General features: G+C 57.4%; 12 protein-coding genes, 1 tRNA gene and 1 pseudogene. 8 read left to right on the top strand and 6 right to left on the bottom strand.

Translation table 11 applies throughout. The features are described 5' to 3' along the window. Positions 1-687 precede the first annotated feature (687 nt). On the top strand, positions 688-1,338 hold the full coding sequence (locus AAFM31_RS11660) for an inovirus-type Gp2 protein (protein WP_341708109.1): 651 nt from the start codon (positions 688-690) through the stop codon (positions 1,336-1,338). 230 nt (positions 1,339-1,568) lie between these two features. On the opposite strand, the gene AAFM31_RS11655 is transcribed toward AAFM31_RS11660, so the two are convergent. Beyond that, positions 1,569-2,507, bottom strand: coding sequence for a DUF4352 domain-containing protein (locus tag AAFM31_RS11655; RefSeq protein ID WP_341708108.1), 939 nt, complete (start codon positions 2,505-2,507; stop codon positions 1,569-1,571). A 169-nt stretch (positions 2,508-2,676) separates the two neighbouring features. On the opposite strand from AAFM31_RS11655, the gene AAFM31_RS11650 reads away from it, so the two are divergent. Then, positions 2,677-3,243: a recombinase family protein gene (locus AAFM31_RS11650; protein ID WP_341708107.1), complete on the top strand. Its 567-nt coding sequence runs from the start codon at positions 2,677-2,679 to the stop codon at positions 3,241-3,243. Positions 3,244-3,612: 369 nt separating this feature from the next. After that, positions 3,613-4,482, top strand: a pseudogene (locus AAFM31_RS11645) (YifB family Mg chelatase-like AAA ATPase); the annotation flags it as partial. Between the two features lie 150 nt (positions 4,483-4,632). Here the strand turns inward: AAFM31_RS11645 and AAFM31_RS11640 are convergent. Beyond that, the gene (locus AAFM31_RS11640; RefSeq protein ID WP_341708106.1) at positions 4,633-6,321 is read right to left on the bottom strand and encodes a bifunctional diguanylate cyclase/phosphodiesterase; all 1,689 of its coding nucleotides are present in this window, start codon (positions 6,319-6,321) and stop codon (positions 4,633-4,635) included. Positions 6,322-6,624: 303 nt separating this feature from the next. Here AAFM31_RS11640 and rep point away from each other — a divergent pair, with 303 nt between their 5' ends. Beyond that, positions 6,625-8,634 carry a DNA helicase Rep gene (gene rep / locus AAFM31_RS11635; protein WP_341708105.1) on the top strand — a complete coding sequence of 670 codons (2,010 nt, stop codon included), beginning with the start codon at positions 6,625-6,627 and terminating at the stop codon, positions 8,632-8,634. Positions 8,635-8,692: 58 nt separating this feature from the next. On the opposite strand, the gene AAFM31_RS11630 is transcribed toward rep, so the two are convergent. Beyond that, positions 8,693-9,112 carry a c-type cytochrome gene (locus AAFM31_RS11630; RefSeq protein WP_341708104.1) on the bottom strand — a complete coding sequence of 140 codons (420 nt, stop codon included), beginning with the start codon at positions 9,110-9,112 and terminating at the stop codon, positions 8,693-8,695. Between the two features lie 257 nt (positions 9,113-9,369). Here AAFM31_RS11630 and AAFM31_RS11625 point away from each other — a divergent pair. From AAFM31_RS11625 to AAFM31_RS11610, 4 genes are all read left to right on the top strand, one after another. Next, positions 9,370-9,446, top strand: a tRNA-Arg gene (locus tag AAFM31_RS11625). 527 nt (positions 9,447-9,973) lie between these two features. After that, the gene (locus AAFM31_RS11620) at positions 9,974-10,690 is read left to right on the top strand and encodes a hypothetical protein (RefSeq protein ID WP_341708103.1); all 717 of its coding nucleotides are present in this window, start codon (positions 9,974-9,976) and stop codon (positions 10,688-10,690) included. 173 nt (positions 10,691-10,863) lie between these two features. Next, positions 10,864-11,718: an SDR family NAD(P)-dependent oxidoreductase gene (locus AAFM31_RS11615; RefSeq protein ID WP_341708102.1), complete on the top strand. Its 855-nt coding sequence runs from the start codon at positions 10,864-10,866 to the stop codon at positions 11,716-11,718. 98 nt (positions 11,719-11,816) lie between these two features. After that, positions 11,817-12,026, top strand: a complete 210-nt coding sequence (locus tag AAFM31_RS11610; protein WP_341708101.1) for a YgdI/YgdR family lipoprotein — start codon at positions 11,817-11,819, stop codon at positions 12,024-12,026. A 27-nt stretch (positions 12,027-12,053) separates the two neighbouring features. Here the strand turns inward: AAFM31_RS11610 and AAFM31_RS11605 are convergent, their stop codons facing one another. The 3 genes from AAFM31_RS11605 to AAFM31_RS11595 all read right to left on the bottom strand — a co-directional run bounded on the left by AAFM31_RS11605 (position 12,054) and on the right by AAFM31_RS11595 (position 14,659). Further along, positions 12,054-12,476, bottom strand: coding sequence for a hypothetical protein (locus AAFM31_RS11605; protein ID WP_341708100.1), 423 nt, complete (start codon positions 12,474-12,476; stop codon positions 12,054-12,056). 105 nt (positions 12,477-12,581) lie between these two features. Further along, a complete protein-coding gene (locus tag AAFM31_RS11600) occupies positions 12,582-13,223 on the bottom strand; it encodes an RICIN domain-containing protein (protein WP_341708099.1) in 642 nt (213 codons plus the stop codon). Positions 13,224-13,273: 50 nt separating this feature from the next. Then, positions 13,274-14,659 carry a hypothetical protein gene (locus AAFM31_RS11595; protein WP_341708098.1) on the bottom strand — a complete coding sequence of 462 codons (1,386 nt, stop codon included), beginning with the start codon at positions 14,657-14,659 and terminating at the stop codon, positions 13,274-13,276. Between the last annotated feature and the right edge of the window lie 523 nt (positions 14,660-15,182).

Here is a 15,182-nt window from a genome sequence, read left to right as displayed (position 1 = left end):
AAGGTGGCGGCTTGACTTAAACCAAACAGCCTCCGCGAAACCCGGGGCGGTTCATATTTCTTTAGCGCCTACACAATAGACGAGAGCGGGAGTGATGATTTGAAAATTGAGGTATCCACTCTAGATTTCAACACATGGAACTACTATGCACGATCTACAGGCATGACTATGCTTGCGATTACTCAAGGAGACATGTCGCAAGATCAATATGAATCAGCACTTGCACTAGAGGAGCTTGAACAGAAGATTAAGTCCGAGCTGCAAGACGCTGCATCATAAGCCTTAGAAGCCCACCAGAGCCCGCCTAAGCAACGAAATGGTGCGCCCCCAAGGTAGGCATAGGGCCTCCCCTTTTTATAAATATAAATAATCCAGATTAAGCAATAAAAGATTCAATCCAAAACAGTCGAAACCGCTTGACGAATACTAGATTCGTGGTAAAACTAAATACCCCCGACCAGCAACTAACTATGACAACTTTTTTGTCGATTAAGTAAGCGCCAGCACTCGCCAGACGGGAAGCACGGCAATCAAAGCCAGCCGGGTAATCTTTAATATCTATATCTACTAGATCTTACTACTAGTCTAGATACTGATATCTTAAACCATCCAATTCTTTAGATCCTTGAGCTTAGGCTCAGGGCTTTCTTCGTCTTGGATTTAGACAAATCAAATTAAAGGAGAAAGATGAATAAATTAAATACAAGCCATCTATACGGTGGATACCCAGTAAACACAAATGGAGAAGAAGAACAACGCTTGGATACGGATATATTGGAAGCTCAAAAGCTACGCTTCGAAGAGATGACAAATCGCTATTCACAATGCTTATTAATACGCTTCGATCTACACATTCCCAAGGACACACCAATCAACCCACTGGAAGAAAACAAGCTTGTTAGTCGTTTTTTTAATGAACTGATCCATAAGTGCTTAAAAAGAGGCTTCGGTGGTCGTGAAAAACACAAATATGCAGCCTATTTCTGGGTGCGTGAGATCAATAAAGCTAAGAATGCACACTATCACTGCTGGATAATGGTAGACAGGCATAAGATCAAGTTCGCAGGGATGTACAAGGATCGCTCAGGCCTAGCAGGCAAGATCATAGAGATTTGGAAAAGATTATCTGGCGGAGGACACATTCAGCCACCTGAAACCAACCAAGGAGGGTTAAACGTGAGGCAGGAGTATCCAGACGAAGCCAACGAAGCATTCTATGCAATCTCATACCTAGCCAAAAGGAGAGGTAAAAACTACTCGAAAGAAAAGGATGAGAGAAACTGGGCAGGAAACACTCTAGGAAAGATCCCACCCCGAAAAATAAAGCTAGCTTCATAGCTTCTCATAAAATGAAAACATGGAGTCACCATGTACTCTTCTAAATGAAGCCCCTGTTGCAGGGGCTTTCATTAAATCTACAGGATCAATACAGGAAGGCAAAGCCAGAACACCACAAAATACAGGAAGCAATAATCGCGGCAAAATCAGCATTAACAATGTTTCGAAGCACTTAATCCAAGCACGCCGATACTTTAACCTCCTGTTATGGCCAAAATCACCCCAACAAATTAATTGCTATTGGCTTCTATTCTACCGCACCACAAGCGCTGCCCCTCAGGATTCCTGCCCGGAACCCAATACACCATCCCGGAGATCTCATCTGGAATCCTATACACCAACTTGGTAGACATGGATACCAACGGATTCACCTGCTTAAACCAAATATTATACCCGTCCGTCATGATCGACTCGGTACTGTCGTACTCATATTCCACACCATCATAATTAATGAACAAGCTACCCGCTAAAGGAAGTCGAGACTCTGTATCCATATTCTTGAACGAGGCATCAACTATGTAAAACCTTGAGCCTTCCCACACTTTGGGCTCAGCAAACCTATTCCCGGTCCCTACTGTTTCCACAGCTTTGCAGCTATTAACCTTTACCTCAAACTGCCCAACCCTAGCCTCTGACACCATAGATGCCACAGCTTCAGAAACGTCTTCCGCGAAATCCGCGTACCTTCCACGCAACATAATTCCGCTATAGAACTCACAAGCAAGTAAATCCATATATTCCGGGCGAGTATAATAATACCTCCCCCCTAAGACCACTGCATTGGTTATAGAGTAATCATTATCCCAGATATCTCGTAATATCTCCTTTTTACCACCATATTTACTCTTCATTTTAAATAGCGGAGAGGCTTCAAAAACACGGACATAGCCTTCGTTAGAGGTACCGCCAGCAATTGAAGATCCGCCTGTTAAATATGCCATGAAGTCGTCAAAAAATAGACGATTCGCAAGATCCTCAAAGGGTTGACGCGCCATTAAAGGAATTGTCGAGTATTCAGACTCACAACCATCAGCATATGAATTTTCAGCAGCAACCTTTGCATGCATTTGCGCGATCGGAAACACGAGTCGCTCACCAGCAGAAGCCCCCCCAACCCAGCACAGCGAGGCCTGAAGGATAAAAAGAAAACATCTCAGATTAACGCCCACATTCACTCCTTAATTGTGAATCTATCCAAGACACATGCTAGTTAAAAACGACCGTTATTGACACCAGTAAGGATGCTGCCCGCATCTGGTATCAAAAAATAGGGATTGCAACTTATGGCCATGCACATATAATGACCCCTAATTTATGATCTATTACGGAGTCAGCCCCATGAGTCGCACTTTTGCATACTGCCGCGTATCCACCACCGACCAGACCACAGAAAACCAAGCCCAAGAAATCCGTGCATCAGGCTTTCATCTGGAACCACAGCGGATCATTGAAGAAACAGTCAGCGGATCAGTACCAGCCAACGAGAGAAAAGGATTCAAAAAGCTGCTAGAGCGCATGGAAGCTAGTGACATACTGGTAGTTACCAAGCTAGACCGGCTAGGACGCAATGCGATGGATGTTAGAAGTACAGTCGATAAGCTATCCAGCCTTGGTATCAAGGTGCATTGCCTAGCCCTTGGCGGAGTTGACCTCACCAGCCCAGCGGGAAAGATGACAATGGGGGTTATCGCTGCCGTAGCAGAGTTTGAGCGTGACCTGCTCGTAGAGCGCACCCAATCAGGCCTAGCCAGAGCAAAGAGCGAAGGAAAGACACTAGGACGCCCTCAGAAAGCTTCAACAGAACAAGTGCTGGCGCTGAAAGCACAGGGACTGAGTCAGTCACAGGTAGCAGAAAAACTGAATATCTCAGTGAGCACCACTAAACGACTCTGGAACAAGACCTAAAGGCAAGCGAGAAGGCACCATAAATTCCGCCAGAGGGGCGATAGAGGCATACCCAATACCTACCTACCACATTGGAATAAGAGCGCCTTAAATCAGCTTAAAACGCCATATAGGACATGACAGATGTGAGAGGACTAGTTCTCGATGTTTTAGCCACGACGAAACTGCTCCACTGTCAGCAGCTTACCATCTTCTCTGTCAGAACCAATAGCTGATGAGGTGAGCCGCAAAAGTTCAATCGGAGGCTGTCTGGATATTTTGAAATTGCTAGCGAATGCCTTACTCCCTCCTCTGCCTGCTTAACGCTCTCCGCCTCACTGGATACAACAGATCAAAGCCGACTTGGCAATTTTTGGTCTTTTAGGATACAACATTTTGCTGTTTGGCCCTCCCGGCACCGGCAAAACCCTGCTCGCCAGCCGCCTGCCCGGCATCCTTCCGCCGCTGCAGGAGAACGAAGCACTGGAAGTCGCGGCGATTCAATCGGTCTGCGACCGCACACCGCTCCGCAGCTGGCCAGTGCGTCCGTTTCGCTCGCCCCATCATGGTGCGTCCGCCGCCGCGCTGGTCGGCGGCGGCAGTCAGCCGCGTCCGGGCGAGGTCAGCCAGGCCCACCACGGCGTACTGTTTCTCGACGAGTTGCCGGAGTTCGACCGCAAGGTGCTGGAAATGCTGCGCGAGCCGCTCGAGTCCGGGGCTATTCACATCGCCCGGGCACGTGAACAACTGCGCTTCCCCGCCCGGTTTCAGCTGGTTGCGGCGATGAACCCCTGCCCCTGCGGCTATCAGGGTGATCCATCCAGCCGGTGCCGCTGCACGCCCGAGCAGATCCAGCGCTATCGCGCAAAGCTGTCCGGCCCCCTGCTCGACCGTATTGATCTGCACGTCGCGATGCGCAACGAACCCTTCAGCCTGCAAGGCAACGCCGCGCCAGGCAAACCTGACAGCGTAACCGCCGCCGCACAGGTGGCGGCCGCACGCGCGCGCCAACTGCAGCGTCAACAGAGTTTGAATGCCCACCTTGGGCTGGAGGGATTACGCACGCACTGTCGTTTGGACGAACCCGATGCGCAGTGGCTGGAGCAGGCTGTCATCCGGCTCGGGCTGTCACACCGGGCCAGCCACCGGGTACTCAAGGTCGCCCGGACGCTGGCCGATCTCGATTGCGCGGAACATATCAGCCGTTCGCAGCTGGCCGAGGCGCTGCAGTATCGGCAGCTTGATCGCCAACCGAGCTAAGCACGCATCGCCATGAGAACTGGCGAGCGCGGGTAGGTGGTCTATAGTGGAAAGCAGTGGGGCGGCACCGGTGCTGAGAGGCTGGCGCCAGCGGTGCCGGTTGTCGCCTTGCGTTGAATCTGCCGCAATCAGGAAATCAGCGAGAGTCCGCTAGCTGGCTGGCTGGAGCACTTCCTCACGCCCGACCGCGTAAGCGTCCATGAAGTAGCACAACTCCTCGAAGGCCAAAGCAGGACTGATGAAATAGCCCTGCACCTGATCACAACCCAAACTGCGCAGGATCTCCAACTGGTCGCGATGCTCGACGCCCTCAGCGACGACCTCCAGGCCCAGACTGTGGCCCATGTCGATCATCGCGCCGACCAGCTGCCGATCAGCCGTGCGCTCGGCAATCGCCTTGACGAAGCTACGATCAATCTTCAACAGGTTGATCGGCAGGCTGTGCAGGTGGACGAACGAGGAGAAGCCAGTGCCGAAGTCATCCAGCGAGAAACGCAGACCCAGGCAGGTCATCCCGTCCATGGTCATCAGCACCTGCTCGGGCTGCTGCATGACGGCGGTTTCGGTCAGCTCAAACTCCAGCCAGTGCGGGTCAATGCCGGTGCGCTCAAGCAAGCGTTTGACGGTCGATAGCAGGGCGCTGTCCTGGAACTGACGGAAGGACATGTTCACCGCTACGTGCACCGGGTCCATGCCCAGCTTTTTCATCTGCGCCAGGTCATGGCAGGCCCGGGCAATCACCCAGTAGCCCATCGGCACGATCAGACCGGTTTCCTCGGCCAGCGGAATGAACTCGTTGGGGCCCAGCAGACCGCGTTCAGGGTGACGCCAGCGAATCAAACCCTCCAGCCCAACAATCTTGCCGCTATTGAGCTCGACGCGCGGCTGGTAGTGCAGTTCAAATTCGCTGCGCCGCAGCGCGTGACGCAATGACGCTTCAAACTCGATCAGGCTGTGTGCCTGTAAATTGATGCGCTCGTCGTAGAAATGGTAGTTGCAGCCGCGCTGCCCCTTGGCCTGCAGCATCGCCAGGTTAGCGTGCAACAGCAGGCTGTCGACGGTCTGCCCGCCTTCAGGATACGTCGCGATACCGACGCTGCAGCCAAGCAGCATGCCTTCGCTGTTGACATTGAAGGGCTCAGCGAGCTCATTGATGATCTTCTGCGCGATCTGCAGCAGGTTGCCTGCCGAGCCGTAATCCTCGACCACCAGCGCGAACTCGTCGCTGCCCATGCGGCCGATGGTATCGGTGTTGCGCAGCACCGAGCGCAAACGCTCCACCACATCGCAGATAATCGCATCGCCAGCGCTGTGCCCGAGGGTGTCGTTGACGTGGCGGAAGTTGTCCATATCGACGCAGAACACCGCCAGCGGCTGATTGGTGCGCAGCGCTCGACGCATGCCCTGCTTGAGTCGATCCTGCAGCATCTGCCGATTGCAGGTGCCGGTCAGGGGGTCAAAGCTGGCGGCCCGCTCAAGGGCGCTGCGCAGCCGATGTCGTTCGATGGCGTACTGCAGGCAGCGCACGATTTCACTGGCGGAGGACTGATCCCAGATGCTGTCGTTCAGCCCGCTGTTGAAACTGGAGAAGTCTGGCTCGCTGACCAGATGGATGACGGGGACGCCGCAGTCTTGCAGCAAGGACAGGTTGGCGGTGCGGGCCAAGACAGCCTGCACTTCGCCCTGGTTGATCCGCGTCTGCAACTGATGCCAGTCATCTGCGCGCTCAAGCACGAAGGGCAAACGTGCCACTGCCGATAGCCGCCGACAGAGCTGCACAAAGGCTCCGTGGTCGCTATCCAGCAACACTATTCGCTGCGTCGCACTGTCATCGCTCAACTGGCGATCCCCCAAGGTTCGAGAACAACACTCACTGTAACCATCTCACCCTCCAGCCAGTGCAAGCTATCTGCTTGATTTGACTGACATCTTTCTTATAAACCACCCAAGAACCAGGTAGAGCAGGCGTGTTACGCAGTGCCTCGAAAAGCAAAGATTCTTTTAAATTTAGATATATACAGCATTTTTGTGAAGTCAGTTATAGCGAAATTTTGCGTAATTACCAAGTTTCCCGCGCACCGCTCATCCGGTCTCTGAGCGAAAACTGATACTATTGCCCGCCCGCTCAGGAGTCTCCGAACCGTGTCACGCCTCAACCCACGCCAACAGGAAGCCGTCGAATACATCAGCGGACCGCTGCTGGTACTGGCAGGCGCGGGCAGCGGAAAGACCAGCGTAATCACCCGCAAGATCGCCTACCTGGTCAAGGAGTGCGGCATCCGGGCGCAGAACATCATCGCGGTGACCTTCACCAACAAAGCCGCGCGCGAAATGAAGGAGCGGGTCAGCCAGCTGATCAAGGGGCCAGACGCCCGCGGCCTGACCGTTTCGACCTTCCACAACCTCGGCCTGAACATCATCCGCAAGGAGCATCAGCGGCTTGGGTACAAGCCTGGCTTCTCGATCTTTGATCAGCAGGATGCCATGGCTTTGATTACCGATCTGATGCACAAGGACTACGGGGCAGACGACGGCGGAGAAGGCATTCAGGCGCAGATTTCCAACTGGAAGAACGATCTGATCCTGCCTGACGAAGCGCTGGCCAAGGCCAAGACCCCGCAGGAACAGACCGCCGCCAGCGTCTACATGCACTACCAGCGCACGCTCAAGGCCTACAACGCGGTCGACTTTGACGACCTGATCCTGATTCCGGTGGTGCTGTTTCGCGACAACCCGGACGTGCTGGAGAAGTGGCAATTCCGCATCCGTTACATGCTGGTCGACGAATATCAGGACACCAACGCCAGCCAGTACCTGCTGGTAAAAATGCTGGTCGGCGCGCAATCACGCTTCACCGTGGTGGGCGACGATGACCAATCGATCTACGCCTGGCGCGGCGCGCGCCCGGAGAACCTGGCGCTGCTCAAGGAAGACTTTCCGCAGCTCAAGGTGGTCATGCTGGAGCAGAACTACCGCTCCACCAGCCGCATCCTGCGTGCCGCCAACACCCTGATCGCCAACAATCCGCACGTGTTCGAAAAGCAACTGTGGAGCGAGCTAGGCTACGGCGAGCCGCTGCGCGTGATCCGTTGCCGCAACGAAGAGGCCGAAGCCGAGCGGGTGGCGGTCGAAATTCAGAATCAGCACCACCAGCACAAGCGCGCCTGGCGTGACTTCGCGATCCTCTACCGCGGCAACCATCAGGCACGCCTGATCGAGCTGAAACTGCAGCACCATCAGATCCCCTATCACCTGTCCGGCGGCACCAGCTTCTTCAGCCGCCAGGAAGTGAAGGATCTGATGTCCTACCTGCGCCTGCTGGTCAACCAGGACGACGATAACGCCCTGCTCCGAGTCATCAACGTACCGCGCCGGGAGATAGGCCCAGCCACGTTGGAGAAGCTCGGCACCTACGCCAACGAACGCCAGATCACCATGTACCAGGCCTGCAGCGAAATCGGACTAGGCGAACGACTGGACGCCCGTTACACCGAGAAGCTACAGCGTTTCATCACCTGGCTCGATGGCATCCGTAAGCAGTGCTACGAGGGCGACCCGATTGAAACCCTGCGGCGCATGGTGCTGGATCTCGACTACGAGAATTGGATTCGCCAGAACTGCTCCAGCGACGAGATCGCCGCCAAGCGCATGGGCAACGTCTGGTTTCTGCTCGACTCGATCAAAAGCATCCTGGAAAAGGACGAGAGCGGCGAAAGCAACATCGAAGACGCCATCGCCAAGCTGGTTCTGCGCGATATGCTCGAACGCCAGGAAGAGGAAGAGGATTCGGATCGGGTGCAGCTAATGACCCTGCACGCCTCCAAGGGCCTGGAGTATCCGCACGTGTTCATCATGGGCATGGAAGAAGAAATTCTCCCCCACCGCTCTAGCATCGAGGCCGACAGCGTCGAGGAAGAACGCCGCCTGGCCTACGTCGGCATTACCCGTGCGCGCAAGACGCTGACGTTTACCTTCGCCGCCAAGCGTCGCCAGTTCGGCGAAGTCATCGACTGCGCGCCCAGCCGCTTCCTCGACGAAATTCCGTCCGAGGATTTGGAGTGGGAAGGCACCGAGGAAGCCCCGGTCGAGCAGAAGCAGGCGCGCGGTAAAGCGGCGTTGTCCAATCTGCGCGACTTGCTCAAAGGTTCCTGAGCCGGAAAGCAAAACGCCCCACACAAGGCGGGGCGTTCATTGCAGCGCGAAGGTCGGATCAGAGACCGGACATTTCCTTGATCGCTGCCATCAGCTCTTCGTCAGAGCAGTCACCACAGGTACCTTTCGGCGGCATCGCGTTCAGACCAGCAACGGCGTTTGCCAGCAGCATATCCAGATCACCACCATGACGGGCAGTCCAGGCAGCGGTGTCGCCAATCTTCGGAGCGCCCAGTACACCGGAGCTGTGGCAGGCAGAGCAGAACTTGCCGACTACGTCCGCACCCGAACGCGGGCCTGCAGCCGCAGCACCACCGCCGGCAACCTCGTCAGCACACGGATCACCTGCCAGGCAGACGGTACCGTAAGGCTTCAGACGTTCAGCGATAGCCTCTTCGTTCGCGGTGGCAGCGAAAGCATTACCGGCAACTACGGCCAGCATGGCCGCCGAGGCCAGCAGAATCTTCTTCAAAGTCATCACCTTGTGCATCCTCATCATGGCTATAAGTGTTGCGCCCAAGTGCATTGCCCGGACAATGTGCGCGAGTATACCGATAAACCCCCACCCGACAAAGTACCTCACTTGCCGCAGACCGCAAGGAATCCGCCCCGGGGCATGGACGTCGCCCCGTTCAATGCGTATCATTGCCGCGCTGAAACGCACCTGCCGCCGACTGCAACACGCAACGGCAGCCAAGGTGCGGCCAAAGGTCGCAATGGCCATGACAGCGCAACGCACTCGTAGCTCAGCTGGATAGAGTACTGCCCTCCGAAGGCAGGGGTCGTGGGTTCGAATCCCGCCGAGTGCGCCATCTCTCCCGAATGTCCTCAAGCGTCATCAACCATCGCCTGACTCAGCTATAGCCGAATATCGCTTGATAGTCGCTCATACTTGATGTTGCCGTTACTACCCAGCGCCGCGCTTTTCCCGGCGCAAAAATCGCTCATAAACGTGCCGACGAGCCTCTTCCATTCGGCGATCGCTCCGCATGCTGACACTAAAAAATACACGCGCCGGCGCCGAGCAAACCAACGGCGCCAGTCAGCAGCGGTCTCAAATGGCGGTTCGCCTGAACGAACTGGTAGCGCGCTTCCGTCTTTAAGCCTGCCCATGCGCGGGTTATTGCCCGCTCAGCCTGCCCGGCACTTGCTCGACTAATCCGAGCAACACAGCAAAACGCCGCCCACAGACAAGCCAAATCGGTTAGAGTGCGCGCGCCCATCAGACAGAGACAAGACGCCTCTATTTCAGCCATCACAGCGATTTAGCCGCGCGCAAGAGGGCTCTGTCTGGGCGACTCACAGTGAAGGTGAAACACATTCAGGAGAATACCGAAACATGAAGCACACTCGCATCCAGGCAGGCCTGCTGAGCCTGATCGCTGTCGGCATGCTGACCGCTACCCAAGCCAATGCATTTGGCCTGGACTCGCTGAAGTCAGCCGCGGGCGCAGCGCTGAGCGCAACCGCGCAAGGTGGCGAAGCCGCCGGCGCCGAGAACCTGGCAGAGCAGCAGGACGCGCTGATGCAGCGCTTCAATGCCAGCATGAACAACATGCTGACCGCCCAGGCCAAAACGCTGGAAGCCACTGGCCAGAACGACATTGCCAGCCGCACCCTGGCCGCCGCAGCCAACTATGCCGAAGGCGCCAAGGTCGACGGCGCTTCGCTGGCTGCCGACACCGAGCTGACCAGCAACAATCAGGCACTGATTCAAAGCCTGCTGTCACAGAGCGGCACCCTGAGCAGCGCCAACCGCAACACCTTGGCCGCCGCCGTCCCCTACTACCAGAACGGTCTGCAGGAAGGTTCTGCGCTAAGCGGCGCGTTTCAGAGCTGGCTCAGCAACGCCAAGGGCAGCGCCGGCTCGCTGCTGTCGAACCCTCTGGCCGCCGGTGAGCTGACCAACAGCATCACCCAGGCCAGCGCTGTCGCCAGCAAACTGCCCAATCTGATCAATGCCTGGAGCGGCACCTCGCAGTCGTTCCTGAACCTGGCTAACGCCAATCAGGTAGACGCTGGCCAGATCCAGTCGATCCTCGCTGCGCTCAACTAAGCCCGATCCGCTGTACCCGGGCGCCGTTGGTGCGCCCGGTCTCGCCTCTCTCCACCAGCCCCACTCTTTGCAGCAGACTGTCGCCAACTCGACAGATTCCGCGACCCGCAACTCCCTAAGGTGAAGGCCCGGCCGGGCCAGACACGGCGCGTCCCCTTACGGAGAATAAAAAGATGAGTTACGCATCCAAGGTGGTATGGATCACCGGTGCCTCCTCCGGCATCGGTGAAGCACTGGCCAAAGCCATGCTCGAACAAGGCGCCGAGGTCATTCTGTCCGGTCGCCGCGCCGACGCGCTGCAAGCCCTTGCAGCCGTAGCACCCGAGCGCACGCTGGTGCTGCCCTTCGAGACCACCGACTATGACCGTCTGCCGGCACTGGTCGAACAGGCCTGGGGCTGGCGTGGGCGTATCGATCTGCTGGTCAACAACGCCGGGATCAGCCAGCGCAGCCTGGCACTGGACACCAGCCTGCAGGTCTATCGCCAACTGATGGAAGTGGACTACCTTGCGCCCGTGGCCCTGACCCAACTGCTACTGCCGCGTCTGGTTGAACAAGGCAGCGGCCAGCTGGCCGTCGTCAGCTCGGTGGCGGGCAAAGTCGGCGCGCCGCTGCGCACCGGCTACTGCGGCGCCAAGCACGCGGTGGTTGGTTACTTCGAAGCTCTGCGCGCCGAAGTAGAGCAGGCCTACGGCATCGGGGTCAGCATCATTCTCCCCGGCTCGGTACGGACCGCCATCGCCACCAACGCGCTGGAAGGGGCCGGCAACGCCCGCGGCCGCTCGGATGCCAATATCGAGAACGGTATCGACCCTGATGACGCTGCGCGCACTATCCTCGACGGCCTGAGCACCGGTCAGCACGACATCATCGTCGCCGAAGGCATGGAACTGATGGCACTGCAGATGCGCGCCAGCGACCCTGAGCGCACCTTCGCCTTCACTGCCGCCGAAGGTGCCAAGCTGGCCCAACAGCGCGCCGAGCTGGGCGCCGGAGCGTCGATCGACCCGAACGCGGTCAACACCTGAGCCACCGACGCGTGGCAACCCACTCGGGCTGGAGCTAACGTCTATGGGGAAGCGCATCACGGGTGTGATGCGCATGATCTCTGCGAAGGAGTGACCCCATGAAACAGCTGATTCTGGCGCTCGTATGCGCCGTGGGTTTGGCCGGGTGTTCCAGCGAGTACATCATCAGCACCACCAGCGGTGACATGATCGCCACGGACAGCAAGCCCAAGCTCGACGAGGACACCGGAATGTACGTATTCGAGGATGATGAAGGTCGTGAGCAGGCGATTCCGGTTTCCAGCGTCAAGCAGATCATGGAGCGCTGAGCACCGCGCAGCCGTTACCTTGCTCTGTCAGGCAGGGTGCCCAGTGGGGCACTCTGCTGGGAGCACCTCAAACACCGCGCGGCGATAGGCCTCCAGATCAAACCAGAACGGCCCGAGGCCGCGATAATCACGCTCCAACGAGCCGCCCATCGTCCACTGCACCCAGCCACTCTGCTCGCGAACCTCCGCGTACAGGTGCGAGCAATCAACGTCGCCACAACCGCACCCCAACAGCACCAGACACGCCGGATGGCCGTCGGCGCTGCGCTGCCAGGCAGCGCGAGAATACCAGTCCACGTCATCGACGCGCAGAAAGGTATCGCCGAACGGGAAGTAGCCCTGAGCAAGCTCAAACTGCCGCACTAATTCAGTCAGCGGCTGGTCGTCTATCAGCACTTCCAGGCGCTTGTGGCCCGCCAATTCTTGCCAGCGCAATTGCAACGTGTTCACACCCATCCCCAGACAACGGCCGCTCAATCGTCAGGCAGTATATCGGCCAAGCTGCCCAATGCCAGGCGTAGCGCATTGCCACCGGCAGCAGACGGCTTTAACGCCTCAGCGTCTTGGCGACAGTGGCACGAACTGAATGACATCCTCCGGGGCAGGTACCGAGCTCATCTGCCAAAAGGTTCCAGACGTGTTGCGAGCTCTGGCTTCGAAGAACAGATAGTTGCCCCGGGCATTGTAGGTATCCAGCACCTTGGCCGGGCCCTGATAGCTGTTGTACAGGCGATACCAGCCGTTCGCACTCGGATCCAGCGTCCAGAACTGTCCGCTGTAGTTGCCCATCTTCGCCATGTGCGGCTTGGCAGTGTCGCTATCGATGTTCATACCCTCGCCCAGCGCCATGTTCCAGATCCGGTACATGCCGTTGCTTTGCTGCTGGAGCCGCCACTGCTGCCGCTTGTTGTCGTGTTCGCGATCCACATCGGTCATCATCAGGCGGTTGTTGCCATCCAGCGTCAGCACCTTGCCCTTGCCCAGAAAGCTGTTATAGAGGTAGGTGCCTTGCGGCTCCAGATCCTGCACCAACGCCTGCAGCTGACTGCCATCAACCGGGGCGGTTGTGCGCGTTGCCGGTTCGGCGCCGCTTATTTCAGCCAACTGCGAAACCCCGGCCTGGCCCCAGGCCGCCGTCGTTGCGAGCGCCATGATCATGACGACCCATCTGCTGGTTTGCTTGATTATCTGGCTCATATTCACGTCTCCTCTTCGCTGTGGGTACGCGGGTGCCGTCACCCGCGCTGTCACGGACGCCCTTCTTCGAACAACAGCGAGTCGAGCGCACGTTCGCGCACGGCATCACTCGGCTGATTGTCGCGAATGCTGACACTGGTCCCGTCTTCAGCAAGGATGTAGGGCGTCAGAACAATGATGATTTCGCGTTTCTGGTATTCGTCATCGGTCGAGGTGAACAGCTTGCCCAGCAGCGGCAGGTCACCGAGGATCGGCACCTTGCGCTCCACCTGCTCGCTGTTCTTGCCTACCAGCCCACCAATGATGATCGGGGTGCGATCCGGCACCCGGGCGAAGGTGCGGACCTTCTTGCTGTTGGAGCCCTGCTTCTCAGCCAGCATGATCTGGCCGTCTTCAGAATCGGCGAATACCGCGCCGGAGTTTTCGTCGTCTTCAGCATCGACGGTGGCATCAATCTCCAGCGTCAGCCATTTACGGTCCGCCGATACCCTGGGCTTAAGATTCAGGGTGATGCCGATCGGCAGCGGTTCAAAGCTGTAGGAGCTGATCTGCAAACCGCCAAACTCGGTCAGGGTGCTGGAAACAATGGGTGTTTGAATAATGTCGACGACCTGAATCAAGGCCTGCCGGTTGCTGACCGCCAATACGCTCGGACGCGAGAGCACCTCGGCCTTGCCCTCCTCAATCAGCGCCTTGAGTTCAACCCGAAAGCCCTCCCCCGGATTAAACAGGCGCAGACCGGTATCCGGGTCACGAATGGTGTTGCGCAGGAACGACAGAGCGGGCTCACCAGCGGTGAGGGTGCCAAGACCGAAGGTACGATCCCCCATGGCCTGTTCGAACTCGACGCCGAACTCGCTGCTGTCCTCGTCGCGCACCTCCAACACCATCGCCTCGATATAGACCTGGGCCGAAGGCTCATCCAGCTTGTTGGCCACCAGCCACTGCAGCTTGTCGAACTCGCGCTGCTGCTCGGGGTGGTAATAGACCAAAAAGCGATCCAGCTCCGATGCATTGGGCGAGGCGTCCAGCGACGAAGGCGCTGCGGGCATCTGCGCTGGCTGCGGCGCGTAACCACCGGGCTGCCCATAGGGCTGTGGCACCTGCCCGTACTCCTGCACACTGGTTACCACATCACCAAACGACACCTTCATATCCGCCGGCTGCGACAGCACCGTCACCACCGGCAAGTCCTGGCAGGCGTAGCCAACCCCGGAAAAGGCCGGCTGCTGCAGATCCATCACGTTGTAGCCCATCGCTGCCAGCGAAGCCGCGATGGTGCCAAGACTGTTGTTGGAGATACGCAGGGTCCCGACCATCAGGTCACGCAGGCGAAAAAATCCACCATCGCACGGGGCCACATCAGCGTAGAACGCGGTCATGGGATCAACCGCTGGGGTCTGCGCGTCAGCGCGCTGGGCCGCCGCTTCGAGCATCACCAACTGCGGATTCGGCGGAACGCTAACTGGTTCAGGTGGCGCTGTTTCGGGTGCGCTGGAACAGGCCGACAACAAGGTCGCCACTGCCAGCAGACCCGTCAGACGCCGCGGTCCCGCCCCGCATCGGCGAGTGGAGTCAGGAGCAGATCCGGAGGCAGAAAGCGCCGCTAAAACAGGACGAGGAGGTACAGCGGAAAGGCGGGTAAACAACATAGCGGCGCTCCTTGCGATGCAGACGCCTTCCCAGGTCGCCTGCGGGCGATCTAGGTGCAGTGTCTCTGTCGATAGACGGCAACGAAGGCAGGCGCAGCACTGGCGCGCATTCGCGTTATTTGTGTGGCATTCAGGATCGGAGTATCGCGACGACGATGCAGCATGACACCTCCCGTCAACCTGTTGATCGCTGATAGCCGACTAAACACGCTCCGGCATCAGTACTGACTGAGTATTGGTCAGGGAGGACGGGCTGAGTATTAACCATTTGAGGTAAATTGGCGCCGATCTGTCGACAAAGTCGTCT

The sequence above is a fragment of the Halopseudomonas sp. genome (genome assembly GCF_038130085.1).
Lineage (GTDB): Bacteria > Pseudomonadota > Gammaproteobacteria > Pseudomonadales > Pseudomonadaceae > Halopseudomonas.
The sequence above is the reverse complement of the archived record's forward strand: the minus strand, read 5'-3'. Positions and strand labels throughout refer to the sequence as shown.